Here is a 12,844-nt window from a genome sequence, read left to right as displayed (position 1 = left end):
AACTTGATTAAAATTTAGGTCTTAAGGTTTTTATTAATTTATTTAATTCTAAATGGATTTGTTCGTTTAGTTTAATCAATTCACTCACCTCTTCAGCCTTAAAATAAAGAACATTTTGTCCATATATTAATTGGTTTCTTGACTCAAGCAACGACCCTCTGGAGATAACATAGAATCTCTTTTTATCTAAGGCTGTTTCTCTACCAAAACCTTCAGCTAAATTATCTGATACCGAAACTGAAGATCTTCGTATCTGAGATGTTAATGCATAATCTTCTTTTTTCGGCAAATCAATGGTTAATTCAAAAATTTTAACTGAATAACTCATGGCTAATTTCCAGACAGGCATCTCGGTAAAATCGTAGTACATTTGTTGAGGTTAAGACTAAGGTTAAGAATAAGGTTAAGGATAAGGTTGAGGTTAAGTTAATATCGAGGCTGAGATTGAGGTTAAGACTTAGAATTAAAATACCGAGAATATATTTTTAAATATTAATTGTTTAGATAACTCTTTTTAATCCTTGTTTCAACCTCAGCCTTGGTCTCACCTTAACCTGGATCTTAATCTCATCCTCGACATTAACCTCAGCCTTGTTTCAACCTCAGCCTTGGTCTCGATCTTAGCCTCAACCTCAGCCTTATCCCCTTCAAACCGTATCCACAAAATTTCGCTCTACCTTATTAAAAATTACAATACCAAAAACTAAAAGTATCAATACAACGCCAGAAGCATAAGCTAAACTTACCCAGCTAAAACTTCCTTCGCCTAAAAAGCCATAACGAAATGTTTCAATAATCGGTGTCATTGGGTTGTATTCAATAATCCAGGCATATTTTGGGTATTTATTTATGGCTTCCGAAAGTGGGTAAATAACAGTTGTGGCATACATCAAAAGCTGTACGCCAAAAGTTACTAAAAATGCTAAATCACGGTATTTGGTGGTCATTGCAGAAATAATCATTCCGCTGCCTAAACCTAATAATGCCATAAGTAAAATAAGTAATGGAAACAAAGCAATTGCCCAGGTAACTTGAAAGGATGCGCCAGTAAAATAATAGTAAGATAATGCCAATACAAACAAAATCATTTGAATCCCAAAACGTACTAAGCAGCTTATTACAATACTTAAAGGCATTATTAACCTGGGGAAATAAACTTTACCAAAAATGGCTGCGTTATCTCTAAAAACAGTTGATGTTTTTGTAAGGCAATCGGCAAAATAATTCCAGGCTGTAATACCTGCTAGGTAAAATAAGGGTTTAGGTAATCCATCGGTAGAAATGCCTGCCAAATTTCCAAATATGAATGTAAAAATGATGGTTGTAAAAATTGGCTGGATAAAGAACCAAAGCGGACCAAGTATGGTTTGTTTATAGAATGATACAAAATCTCGACGAACCAAAAGCCATAACAAATCTCTGTAAGCCCAAACCTCATTAAGTTTTAAATCAAAAAGAGATGATTTAGATTCAATTGTCCAGCTGTGGTTGTGGTGGTTCATCCTTTATTTAAGTAAATTATAAACCTTATTTTTATACTGTTCAAAGCTGAAATGTTCTATGCAGCACTCTTGAATTTTTGAATAATTTTTGGTTTTTTGAAGAACAGCAAGCGCTATCGCATTGGTTAATTCCGAAATGGAATCAGGGTTTATAAGCGTTCCAAGTTTCCCATTCAATAGAGCATCTGTGCTTCCATCCGCATTTCCTGCAATAGATTGACAACCACATGCTGCAGCTTCAATAAAAGTTATTCCAAATCCTTCGCCAGTGCTTGGCATCACCAGTACATCAGCGAGTAGAAAATGATTTGTAAGTTCCTCACTAGAAACATATCCAGCGATGGTTACATGCCTTTCAACGCCAGATTTTTTAATCAGTTGTTGTACTCTTATAATTTCTATTTCATCGCCGCTACCCACCAGAATAAATTTTATATCAGGGAACTTATCAACTAACAATTTTATTGCAACAATTACTTTATCGTAACCTTTGTATTGCTCAGTCGATGATAACCTGCAAACACTTAATAAAATTGGCTGATTTTGATTTAGATTATAAAACTTCAGGAGGTGAGCAGGCCTTTCGAATTTTTTCGGGATATCAAAGAATGGATCTAAACAATTATTTAAGACTTCAATTTGATTTAACGAAATGCCATTTGTGCTACTCAGCTGCTGTGCCGTATAGTTGCTAACTGCCCAAATTTTAATTCCATGCTGATTTAAGAAAGAAGTTTTCCAGCTTGCTAAGCGCTTCCAAACTTCGATGCCGTGCGCCAATAGTATTATTTTAATTTTAGGCTTTAACTTTTTTATTGCCCAGCCAAATACTAAGAGATTAATGTGGCTAATAATTACGGTATCAGATTTTAAGCTTTCAGTAATGGCCTTCAATCCAAAATTGAATTTATTGCCCTGAAAATATTGATAATTTTGTTGGTCTATATATCTTAAATCAACATCATTGTCATGCATAGAGAGTGCTCTAAACTTCAGGTTATCGTCCGCTTTTTGTGCAACTAATTCACTAAAAACTTTAATCAACGCTCTGCAAACTTTTTCTATACCGCCTGTTAAACTGAAAGTATATAGGGTAAGAAAAAGTATTCTTTTATTTTGCATTAGTCACCTGGTAAATAGCCATCATTTTAGCCCAATGCATTTTATCGTTTTTAAAATCCTTTGTGGCCTTTTCAATGTATGGATTGTTGGAGGCACTTACTCCACTTAAAAAAAACTGGTTATGCTTTAACCAATTTTGAAACGGAAACGTGAAACCCATTTTATTTCTATTCCAAATTTTTTCTGGTAATAAATCTTTAAAAGCATCTATTAAAAGGCTTTTTGAGCGTACACCTTTATATTTTATTTTATTTTGTATCAAAGTAACCGCGGCAATTAGTTCTTCATCAAGAAAAGGTAACCGAACTTCGACACCATGTTGCATGCTCATAAAATCGGTATCTTTCAGTAGCTGGTTTTGCATGTAAAGATTGGTTTCGAGCCAAGCCGCTTGTTCTTCATCTTTTAAATAATTCGGAATATTTACCTTGATGCTGTTTAAAATTTCATTTACTTGGTTTATAGATAAATTTAATAACTGAGCAATTTCTTGTGGCGCAAAAAGCCCTCTTAAAAACAAATATTTTCCTAGGCCGTTTTTATAACTCAAGTAGTAACTTCTTTTTAAAGCCGAACTGTTAAAGTATTTCCCAGATTTAAGTAGAAATTTGGGTAATGTTGATAAAGCATTAACAAATTTCATACGCTTGGAGGATGGATAGCCACCGAAAAGTTCATCGGCACCGATACCTGATAAAACAGCCTTTAATCCATTTTCTTTCGCGAAATAATTGATAAACCATGAATTAATGCCGTCAGTTGTGGGCTGATCCATTGCTTGCAAAGCTATAGGAAAATGCTGCTCAAAAAGTTCTTGATTGATGGTATATTCAGAATGATTTCCTTTTACTTTAGCGGTAATTAAATCCTGATACTGTTTCTCTGAAAATTTTTCATCATCGAAATTTATCGAAAGTGTATTTAGAGATATATCTTGATGTTTAGCTGCAACCAGACTAATTATACTGCTATCAATTCCTCCGCTTAGAAATACGCCAATCGGAGCATCAGAAATTAAATGGTTTTTAATTGATTTTTGTACCAATTCTCTTATCTTTTCTACAGCTTCTTTTGAAGAAGTAGTTTTATGACTGGTTTTTTTGTAATTCAAAGTCTTTATCTCAAAGATATTTGTCTGCAAATCATATTTTAAATAACTGCCTTTTGGCAATGCATAAACATTTTTGAGCGTTGTAACAGGTTCGGGCAAATGTCCAAAGGCTAAGAAATATACTTTCCAATTTGGGTTTTCTTCGTAAGAATATGATGTGCTTTTAAATGCTTTAACCTCGGAAGCAAAAACCAGATTTTCTATTGTAGTGGAGTAGTACAAGGGTTTTATACCCGATTTATCTCTAACAAGGTAATTCAATTCTTTTCGCTTATCATACAGTGCAAAAGCAAACATTCCACTTAGTTTTTCAAAACTTGTAATTCCCCAAGCTTGGTAAGCTGCCAAAATAACTTCGGTGTCGCTTTTTGTTCGAAATTTAAAATTTAATGAGGTCAATTCGTCCTTCAATTCCTGATAATTATAAATCTCACCATTAAAAGTTATCACCAAATTTCCTTCGTCATAAAACATTGGTTGATGCCCATTTTGGCTCAAATCTATAATCGAAAGTCGCCTGTGACCAAAGTGAAGCGTTCTCGAATCATTTGAGTAAAATCCTTCATCATCTGGTCCGCCATGTTTCATAACATTGCACATCGCTTTAACATCATTTTCGAGTTGTACCGAACTTTTGTTTTTAGCGATAATCCCGGCTATGCGACACATTTATTGGTTTTGACGATGTTAATTTGGGCGGTCATAATGCTTGCCATTTTGCACAGCTTCGCCCTTTCAGTCACATTTTTAATTTAAAAACGTACTGATTGGAGCTTAAAATATTTTTTCTATCATTTGATGATTCTATATAAATTCGTCACCAAATGATAAAAACGATTAATGCAATGGCTCAACAAATGCCATTGATGTATTTATTTGTATCGCAAAACCCATATTATCTAATCGTAATATGATGCGTTGTTTATTTTGAAATGAAACCAATTCGGCTACCATATCTTTAAATGGACCCGCTTTAATAATTACTTTTTCACCCGGATTAATTTGATAATCAAATACCTCCAATTCAGCATCGGTAGCCAACAATAACTTTAAATTTTCAATTTGTTTTTCGGGCATGGATGTAATCTGACCGGAAAAATATAGGAATCTGGCAATGCCATTCGTCATTAATACTTCCGAATGCTCTTTAGCCGAAATATACACGAAAAGATAAGATTTAATTAAGGGTTCTTCAACAATTTTCTTTCTATCGCTCCACTGTTTTAATTCCTTTTTTAATGGGATGTATGCGGTAATGTTTTTACGTATTAATTCCTGGTAAGCTTTTTTTTCAGCTCTCGAACGTGTGTAAACCGGGTACCATTTGTAACTATTATCAATCATTAATTTAAAAAGCTTTATATCTAAAAGCGAATACCATCCACCACCTTTATTATTAATTTTTCCTATTTCTTTTTCCAAAACATCCACCATTTTCTATTTTCATCATCGTAATATCCCGAGCCCGAATAACCGCTGTAATCAGAATAGTAATAGGTGCTGTTGCCTCCACCACGGGCATAATCAGTTGTGTAATAATTAGCATAAAGTGCATCGTCGCCAAACGCGTTTAATACAATCGCCAGATTACTTAAGCCATATTCTCGAGATAATCTTTCCGGTATCGCAGCAGCACGTTGCTGTGAAACGCCAGACCGAATAACAAAAAGATTTACATCAGAAGACCTGATTAAAGGAATCGCATCAGAAACCAAACCCACAGGCGCTGTATCTATCAAAATATAATCGTAATGAGGTTCCAATTGCGTTAATAAATCTCTCATTGCAGCGGTATGTAGCAACTCAGATGGGTTTGGAGGCACCGGACCCGATGGAATAAAATCGATTTGATGAACCTTATCGTGAACAAGAACATCTTCTAAAGTAGCTTGATTGGAAAGTATAGAACTTAGTCCTTTACTGTTATCGCTGCCAAAAATCTTATGCAATTTAGATTTGCGCAAATCGGCTGCGATTAATATTACCTTTTTTTCGATTAAAGCTAGCGTACCAGCTAAATTTACGGTAACAAATGATTTTCCTTCTCCAGAAATTTCGGAGGTTATGCAAATGATTTTACTTTGTTTGTGGCTAGCCAGAAAACTTAAATTGGTTCTAACAGAGCGTACCGATTCTGCAAATACAGATTTTGGTTTGGCAATGGAAAGTGCTTGGCGGCTGTCTTTATCAATATAATCAGGAAACTTTCTAATCACACCAATAATCGGGGTATTTGTTAAGCCTTCAACCATTTCCTTATCATATATGTATGGATTTAGGAACCTAACGAGCAAGATTAAACCAATTCCACTAGCCAAACCGGCCATTAATGCGGTGGTGTAAGTTTTATTTTCGTTAGGAGAAATCGGGTAGAATGATGGATATGCAGGATTTACAATTGAAGCGCCAGGAACAATTGCGGCAGCATTCATTTCGGCTTCAAGTTTTTTCTCTGATAAATAGGAGCGAACTTTATTGTTTACTTCAAAATTGGCCTGAAGCTTTACAAAATTTTGCTCTTTAGCAGGAATGGTGCTTATATTTTGGTTTACGCCTGCAATTTGATTATCAATGTATCTAATGGTTCGCTCGTTTTGTTCTCGAAGCAATCGAATGTTATTTTTAATAGATGATTTCACCGCAGCAATTTGCTTATCAATAGCTAAAACAGGTTGAGATTCTGGATTGAATTGCGACAATTTAACTTCTCTGCTTGCCAATAAAGCATTTATTTGGCTCACCAAGCCACCGAGGTTACTACTCAATTCGCCTTCTAAATCAATACCGATTTCAATTTTATTTCTGTTGTTGTTAATCTGTTCTTCTAATTGCTTTATGCCTATAGCCTTTAAATTTAGCTCAGATTTTTGTTTCTCCAAATCGCTAAGTTTACCCACGGTTATAGTAGTTGCAGATGATAAATCAACAATTTTATTCTGAGTTTTAAAGTTGGCTAAATTGCTTCCTGATTTACCGGTTTCAGTATTTATAAAGCCAAGTTGGTTATCGATAAATTCTACAGTTTGCATGGCCGACCGTCTCCGCTGAATTACATCATAAAGTACATATTCCTTCATAATGGCATTTAGAATATCTGATGCGAATTGTGGGTTTCCATCGGTTTGGCTTAAGCTCATAACATTGGTAAAACGTGCTGCTTCGCCAATATTTAAACCACCCATAGCCCGGCCAATAAAATCTTCCTTTGTATTAAATTTAAATTGATAAATGCTTTTTGGCGGAATCTTATCGCGAATACGGAAAATCATATTGCCAGCAGTTATGTTTTCTCCATAACGATAGGTTTTTTTTGAATCTTCCAGAGCGTTTTTAATAGAGAAACTTTGTTCATTTACAGCCTCTACCTGATAAAGGGATCGATTGAAATTTACACTGTCTTGCTTTACAATTTCAATTACAAAAGGAACATTTGGATATGTTTCCGTTGTTCTGATTCTGCCTTTAATATAATAGCTGATTTTATAATCGATGTTTTTAACTGCATTTAAAATAACTTCGTTGCTTCTAATTACAAAACTTTCTGCCTGTATTTTATCGGTGTAGTTATAATTCTGCATAGCGGCTGGTCCGCCTGTACTTATTGCAGGATTGGTATCTTCTAGCTTAAGCGATGCACTTGTTTGATAAATTGGAGGAGTATACCAGAGATAAATTTTGGCGATTACTAATGCAATGATAACCATACCGGCAACCCAATACCATCTACTCAAAAAAACGCGAAATATTTTATAAAAATCTATTTGCTGGCTAACAGATTGTGGCTGAGTTGGAGTTAGGTTATTGTCCATTATCTTGTTAAGCTAAGTATCAATATTCCTAAATTTACCACCACTAAAATTGGTTGTATTACATTATTAACACTGGTTAATTTTTCACTTAATGCAGCGCTTTTTGTAGGTTGTAAGATGATGATATCATTGTTTTGAAGCACTAATTTTTTGCTTGCTAAACTGTTTATGTCAGACAGGTTTACATAAATTATCTCCGGATGATTTCTATCACCCCTAATAATTTTTAAAGTTTTTGGGTCGGCGGTTTTTGTTATGCCGCCCGCTTCGCCAATAATATCTATTAGTGTAGTGTTTTCTCGCTCGATAAAAAAGTTGCCTTGTTTGCTAAACTCACCGAGTAACGTTACTTTGAGGTTGACGATATTAAGTTCGATTATGGGGTTTTTAAGCAGTTTAAGTCCGGCTACAAGCTGTTTAATAGGCCCTTTCGGACCCTCGGGTGTTTTAGTCAATTATAACATCGCAAATTGCCCCCTCGATGACTACATCTGGTTTTTGATACTGCCAATCGGTATAATTGGGTTTCGATTCATGCGTAAGCATGAGCTATCTTATTAGATTTTATCATATCAAAATTAATTTAAAGAGTGGTTAACGAATTTAATCAATGCTCATTCTTGAAAATTGAAGCAGGTATTGATGTACTTCATTTCATGTTGTGAATATGGGTAATAATATTCTCTATTCATTAAAATAGTCCAAGTATTTGGGGGTTGTTCAGAAAATGAACAAGGTGGAAACTAAGAAAGACGACTGAACAAAAGGAACAGTTAAACGGCTTGTAACCTTGGGTAACTTTGGGTAATTTACTTCAGCCCTATGAAGCGTTTAAAGCTTGTTTTATTGATTTTATTTGCTTTGTGGTTTCAGAAGTCTTTTGCACAAACTGGGTGCTTGGTTGCAAGTAATAGTACGGTTTATACTTCTGTAGATAATTCTACTCTTGCAGCAATATTAGCAAACATTTTGGGCAATCCAGTATATTCACCAACTCCGAATGAACCAAGTGTATCTGCTTGTGTTTCGAATTCACAGTTTAGGTGGGTAGGCATAGTAACTCCGCAAAGTTGTAGAGTTTGCCCAGGAGGTTATAATGCTTTGGGTACTGGTTGTAATGGGGCTTCGCTTAATGGTACAATCGCAAATCGCACTGTAGTTCAATGCAATTTAGATGATTATTCTTGGGCTTTTGGCTCTATCGCATCAATTTTCGCGTTCATCATGATAAGAAGAACAAGAAAATCGCAGCTAAATCTATTATAGGTAGATAGCTTAACAAGCCGGTTTCGATTATTAATTTTCCTTCAACTTATTAATAGGCTGCTTTTTTTAGTTGACGTCACCCTGAATTTATTTCAGGGTCGTCTTTGCAGGAAAGATGCTGAAATGAATTCAGCATGACGTGTCGCAAAAGCAATACGGCGATAAAACAGCAAAATATTAATAAGCTTCTCTTTTTATAGTTAACGTCACCCTGAATTTATTTCAGGGTCTTCTTTGCAGGAAAGATGCTGAAATGAATTCAGCATGACGTGTCGTATAAGCAACACGACGACGAAACAGCAAATATCAAGTTTGAATCGAATTCAGGCTACAAAAAATTCCTGGCCATTTTCAAAATTACAATCACACTTCTTCTGTGTTTCTGTGGCAATTTTATTTTTCCTTGAAAACGTTAGTTCAGTAATCCTTTTGATGTTGCAGCCCTGCTTTCCATTGCAAGCCCAATGAAGAATTGGGGCTTTACATTCCAATCACGTTTACTTAACAAAGGTGAGTTGCTTTTCGGGAATAGCGGAACTACAATCTTTACTTACGGCTAATTACAAAGATTTCTCGACTACGCTCGAAATGACGCCGTATATTCCCGTCATCTCGATTGGAGCGCAGCGGAACAGAGAGATCTTTGACCAGTAGTTTTGCTAATTGTAAACTCGAATTCGATTATTAATTTTCATTCACATTATTAATAAGCTTCTCTTTTTATAGTTAACCTCACCCTGAATTTATTTCAGGGTCTTTTTAGCAGGAAAGATGCTGAAATGAATTCAGCAAGACGTGTCGCACAAGCAATACGGAGATAAAACGGCGAAATATCAATTTAAGTAATCGAACTCAGCTTAACCATAAAATCCTATCCTAAAATCTTATAAACTTATCAATCTGTTCGTTCGTAAATTTAATGGTATCTTCCTGAATCAAGTTGCCTTCCGCATCAAGCTCCGTTTTTATATTTGGTATGTGTAAACGCAGCGGCAAAACATTCAAATGGATGTAATGGCAAACTCCCGTAAAATGATCTACCCCTCTAATATTACCATATTTGCCCGATGAAATTCCTACCAGCGCTGCTTTTTTATCATAAAAACTTTCGGGGAAATTGCATGCATCAATAAGTACTTTTAAAACACCCGGAAAACTTCCATTATACTCCGGCATTATGAAAATGAATTTATCAGTAGCTGAAATTAAGTCCTGAATTTTTTGAAAAGCTTCCGTCCGCTTACCGAACATATCGCTATTTAAAACATCAACAGGTAAGTGCTCTAAGTTAAGCAAGTTAGATTCTATTCCTTTTAAATTAAGTTGTTGCTGGTAATATTTAGCCACTTTTAGCGTATTGCTATTGGGTCTGTTTGTTCCGGCTATTATTGTAATCATGGATGAATTGTTAATAAGATGTTTAAAACCCAAATGTCCTTTTTGCTAAAATTACCATATAGTTTGTATCTTAGCTGATTGAGAAAAAGGGCGTAAACAACGCAAAAATAGAACTTTTTGCCGATTAATTGGCAACAATTGTATAGCTCAAACGCACATTAAGTAAACTTCGGATACATAGATGAGTAAAATTATTGCATTAGCAAATCAAAAAGGTGGCGTTGGTAAAACAACCTCATCTATAAACCTGGCTGCAAGTTTGGCCGTATTAGAATATAAAACTTTATTGGTAGATGCTGATCCTCAGGCAAATTCGACTTCGGGCATTGGTTTTGACCCACGGAATATAAAAGACAGTATCTACGAATGCATCATTAACGATATCGACCCGTTACAGGCGATACAGAAAACGGAAACACCAAATTTAGATTTATTGCCTGCGCATATTGATTTAGTAGGGGCAGAAATCGAAATGATAAACCTAAATAACCGCGAATATAAAATGAAAGCGGTTTTAGAGAAGATTAAAGATCAGTATGATTTTATCATCATCGATTGTTCTCCATCATTAGGTTTGATTACGATTAACGCATTAACGGCTGCCGATTCGGTAATAATTCCTGTTCAGTGCGAATATTTTGCATTAGAAGGCTTGGGTAAATTGCTGAATACAATTAAAATTGTTCAAAACCGTTTAAATCCTGAATTAGAAATTGAAGGCATTTTGCTTACCATGTACGATGTGCGCTTGCGTTTATCCAATCAGGTTGTAGAAGAAGTAAGAACACATTTCCACGAGTTGGTTTTTGATACGATTATTCAACGAAATACACGTTTAAGCGAGGCTCCAAGTTATGGCGTTTCGGTAATTATGCACGATGCAAATTGTAAAGGCGCAATCAATTACCTTAACCTGGCCCGAGAGATTGTTAAGAAAAACGGCTTGTTAAAAGAGGAAGAAAATATTGGTACAGCAACTTTATAAATCATAAATGACATCTTTTCAGCGAAAAACAGGTTTAGGAAGAGGGCTAAGTGCGCTTTTAGATGATAGCGATTCTTCTCATCCGCCGAAGCAGAATGTTAATCATATTAGCGAAACCGAACAGATTGGTAACATCAGTCATGTAAGTTTAACAGAAGTTGAAACCAATCCATTTCAGCCAAGAACAGAATTCGACCAGGTTGCATTAAATGAACTTGCCGATTCGATAAAAATTCAAGGATTAATACAACCAATTACCGTTAGAAAAATTGGTGCAAATAAATACCAGTTAATCTCTGGTGAGCGAAGATTCAGGGCTTCAAAACTAGCTGGATTATCACAAATTCCTGCTTATATCCGTAGCGCTAACGACCAACAAATGTTGGAAATGGCGTTGATAGAAAATATTCAGCGAGAAAATTTAAATGCAATTGAAGTAGCTTTAAGTTTCCAAAGAATGATTGATGAAGTAGGTTTAAAGCAAGAGCAACTTGGCGAACGTGTTGGTAAAAACCGAACTACAGTTACCAATTATCTGCGTTTGTTAAAACTTCCACCAGCAATTCAAGCATCCATCCGCGACCAACGAATTTCTATGGGTCACGCTCGTGCCTTAATTAATGTTGATGGTGTTGATAAGCAGTTGTTTATCCACCAGGAAATAATTGATAAAGGTCTTTCAGTTCGTAAGGTAGAAGAACTTGTTCGAAATTTGCAACACACGCCATTTAAAATTGATGATAAGCCTAAACCAAAAGGTGCTTCTTTTCAGTACCAGAAACTGCAAGATGATTTGGCTTCTAAATTTGCAACAAGAGTAAAATTAAAAGTTAGTCAGAACGGTAAAGGAGCAATAGAAATTCCGTTTGTAAGTGATGACGATTTAAATAGAATTTTAGAATTATTAGATTGGTAATGCTGAAGTTCAAGGGCTTAATTTCATTTTCTTTATTTGTATTATGCTTTGTACATCTGGCTTCAGCACAGGTAAAGGATACGCTATTAAAACCTATTGATACCATAAAAACAACTCCAATACGTGTTGTTAGAATTGATTCGCCAAAGAAAACCATCGATACCACAAAGGCAAAATATGTTAATCCCGGTAAAGTAGCCGCTAGAAAGGCCGTACTAAAATCGTTAATTATTCCGGGTTGGGGGCAATTGTACAACAACCAATTGCTTAACGAAAAACTTAATGCTAAAGGTGAAAAAACAGGTCATTTCTGGCAAAAAACGTATACTTTAAGCAAAGTTGGAATTATCTATGCAGGCTTTACACTACTAACTTTATCATATATTGATAACGATAAAGGGTACAAGACTTTTTTAAAAGAGGCACAATTCAGGGCATTGAATAAAGGTCAAACAGAGAATAAATCGTTAGATAGGTATGATGATACTAACGTATTGAATAATCTTGCTATTTTTAAAAGAAACCGTCAAATCGTAATTTTCTCTTATTTTGCGGTTTATGCTGTAAATGTTGTTGATGCCTATGTTGCGGCTCGCTTAAATTATTTTAATATAGATGATTCTTTGTCGATGAAAATTACACCATCATTAATGAGCAACCCGAATTCGATGTATGGCTTTAATGCAACGCCTGCTTTAAAAGTATCATTACGATTTTAACCAAATTAAACAAAAT

At 35.1% G+C, this 12,844-nt stretch carries 12 protein-coding genes; 4 read left to right on the top strand and 8 right to left on the bottom strand.

What is annotated here, in order from left to right; genetic code table 11:
- Positions 1-7: 7 nt before the first annotated feature.
- From D7004_RS15485 to D7004_RS15455, 7 genes are all read right to left on the bottom strand, one after another.
- Positions 8-370 carry a four helix bundle protein gene (locus tag D7004_RS15485; protein WP_123206745.1) on the bottom strand — a complete coding sequence of 121 codons (363 nt, stop codon included), beginning with the start codon at positions 368-370 and terminating at the stop codon, positions 8-10.
- 277 nt (positions 371-647) lie between these two features.
- The gene (locus D7004_RS15480) at positions 648-1,502 is read right to left on the bottom strand and encodes an ABC transporter permease (RefSeq protein ID WP_123206744.1); all 855 of its coding nucleotides are present in this window, start codon (positions 1,500-1,502) and stop codon (positions 648-650) included.
- Between the two features lie 3 nt (positions 1,503-1,505).
- The gene (locus D7004_RS15475) at positions 1,506-2,624 is read right to left on the bottom strand and encodes a glycosyltransferase family 4 protein (RefSeq protein WP_123206743.1); all 1,119 of its coding nucleotides are present in this window, start codon (positions 2,622-2,624) and stop codon (positions 1,506-1,508) included.
- Complete coding sequence (asnB, locus tag D7004_RS15470; RefSeq protein WP_123206742.1) at positions 2,614-4,404, bottom strand: asparagine synthase (glutamine-hydrolyzing); 1,791 nt, start codon at positions 4,402-4,404, stop codon at positions 2,614-2,616. The genes D7004_RS15475 and asnB overlap by 11 nt, the downstream gene beginning before the upstream one ends.
- A 168-nt stretch (positions 4,405-4,572) precedes the next feature.
- Positions 4,573-5,157 carry a UpxY family transcription antiterminator gene (locus tag D7004_RS15465; protein WP_244214357.1) on the bottom strand — a complete coding sequence of 195 codons (585 nt, stop codon included), beginning with the start codon at positions 5,155-5,157 and terminating at the stop codon, positions 4,573-4,575.
- Positions 5,142-7,544, bottom strand: a complete 2,403-nt coding sequence (locus D7004_RS15460; RefSeq protein WP_123206741.1) for a GumC family protein — start codon at positions 7,542-7,544, stop codon at positions 5,142-5,144. The genes D7004_RS15465 and D7004_RS15460 overlap by 16 nt, the downstream gene beginning before the upstream one ends.
- Positions 7,544-7,999: an SLBB domain-containing protein gene (locus D7004_RS15455; RefSeq protein ID WP_123206740.1), complete on the bottom strand. Its 456-nt coding sequence runs from the start codon at positions 7,997-7,999 to the stop codon at positions 7,544-7,546. Before D7004_RS15455 ends, D7004_RS15460 begins: the two co-directional genes overlap by 1 nt.
- Positions 8,000-8,366: 367 nt before the next feature.
- On the opposite strand from D7004_RS15455, the gene D7004_RS15450 reads away from it, so the two are divergent.
- Complete coding sequence (locus D7004_RS15450) at positions 8,367-8,810, top strand: hypothetical protein (RefSeq protein WP_123206739.1); 444 nt, start codon at positions 8,367-8,369, stop codon at positions 8,808-8,810.
- 876 nt (positions 8,811-9,686) lie between these two features.
- Here the strand turns inward: D7004_RS15450 and D7004_RS15445 are convergent.
- Positions 9,687-10,208 carry an NADPH-dependent FMN reductase gene (locus D7004_RS15445; protein ID WP_123206738.1) on the bottom strand — a complete coding sequence of 174 codons (522 nt, stop codon included), beginning with the start codon at positions 10,206-10,208 and terminating at the stop codon, positions 9,687-9,689.
- Positions 10,209-10,389: 181 nt separating this feature from the next.
- On the opposite strand from D7004_RS15445, the gene D7004_RS15440 reads away from it, so the two are divergent.
- Genes D7004_RS15440 through D7004_RS15430 form a run of 3 tightly spaced genes read left to right on the top strand, consistent with a single transcriptional unit; the run spans position 10,390 to position 12,828 of the window.
- Complete coding sequence (locus tag D7004_RS15440) at positions 10,390-11,193, top strand: ParA family protein (RefSeq protein ID WP_123206737.1); 804 nt, start codon at positions 10,390-10,392, stop codon at positions 11,191-11,193.
- A gap of 7 nt (positions 11,194-11,200) precedes the next feature.
- The gene (locus tag D7004_RS15435; protein WP_123206736.1) at positions 11,201-12,109 is read left to right on the top strand and encodes a ParB/RepB/Spo0J family partition protein; all 909 of its coding nucleotides are present in this window, start codon (positions 11,201-11,203) and stop codon (positions 12,107-12,109) included.
- Entirely contained in the window at positions 12,109-12,828 is a 720-nt protein-coding gene (locus tag D7004_RS15430) for a DUF5683 domain-containing protein (protein WP_123206735.1), read from the top strand. Before D7004_RS15435 ends, D7004_RS15430 begins: the two co-directional genes overlap by 1 nt.
- Positions 12,829-12,844: the final 16 nt, after the last annotated feature.

It is taken from the genome of Pedobacter jejuensis (assembly GCF_003725795.1).
Lineage (GTDB): Bacteria > Bacteroidota > Bacteroidia > Sphingobacteriales > Sphingobacteriaceae > Pedobacter > Pedobacter jejuensis.
The sequence above is the reverse complement of the archived record's forward strand: the minus strand, read 5'-3'. Positions and strand labels throughout refer to the sequence as shown.

What these genes read in the sequence shown, in the direction of transcription:
- D7004_RS15430 (WP_123206735.1), top strand. Translation starts at nt 12,109, where the DNA reads ATGCTGAAGTTCAAGGGCTTAATTTCATTTTCTTTATTTGTATTATGC.
- D7004_RS15475 (WP_123206743.1), bottom strand. Translation starts at nt 2,624, where the DNA reads ATGCAAAATAAAAGAATACTTTTTCTTACCCTATATACTTTCAGTTTA.
- D7004_RS15480 (WP_123206744.1), bottom strand. Translation starts at nt 1,502, where the DNA reads ATGAACCACCACAACCACAGCTGGACAATTGAATCTAAATCATCTCTT.
- D7004_RS15440 (WP_123206737.1), top strand. Translation starts at nt 10,390, where the DNA reads ATGAGTAAAATTATTGCATTAGCAAATCAAAAAGGTGGCGTTGGTAAA.
- D7004_RS15445 (WP_123206738.1), bottom strand. Translation starts at nt 10,208, where the DNA reads ATGATTACAATAATAGCCGGAACAAACAGACCCAATAGCAATACGCTA.
- D7004_RS15450 (WP_123206739.1), top strand. Translation starts at nt 8,367, where the DNA reads ATGAAGCGTTTAAAGCTTGTTTTATTGATTTTATTTGCTTTGTGGTTT.
- D7004_RS15485 (WP_123206745.1), bottom strand. Translation starts at nt 370, where the DNA reads ATGTACTACGATTTTACCGAGATGCCTGTCTGGAAATTAGCCATGAGT.
- D7004_RS15435 (WP_123206736.1), top strand. Translation starts at nt 11,201, where the DNA reads ATGACATCTTTTCAGCGAAAAACAGGTTTAGGAAGAGGGCTAAGTGCG.
- asnB (WP_123206742.1), bottom strand. Translation starts at nt 4,404, where the DNA reads ATGTGTCGCATAGCCGGGATTATCGCTAAAAACAAAAGTTCGGTACAA.
- D7004_RS15460 (WP_123206741.1), bottom strand. Translation starts at nt 7,544, where the DNA reads ATGGACAATAACCTAACTCCAACTCAGCCACAATCTGTTAGCCAGCAA.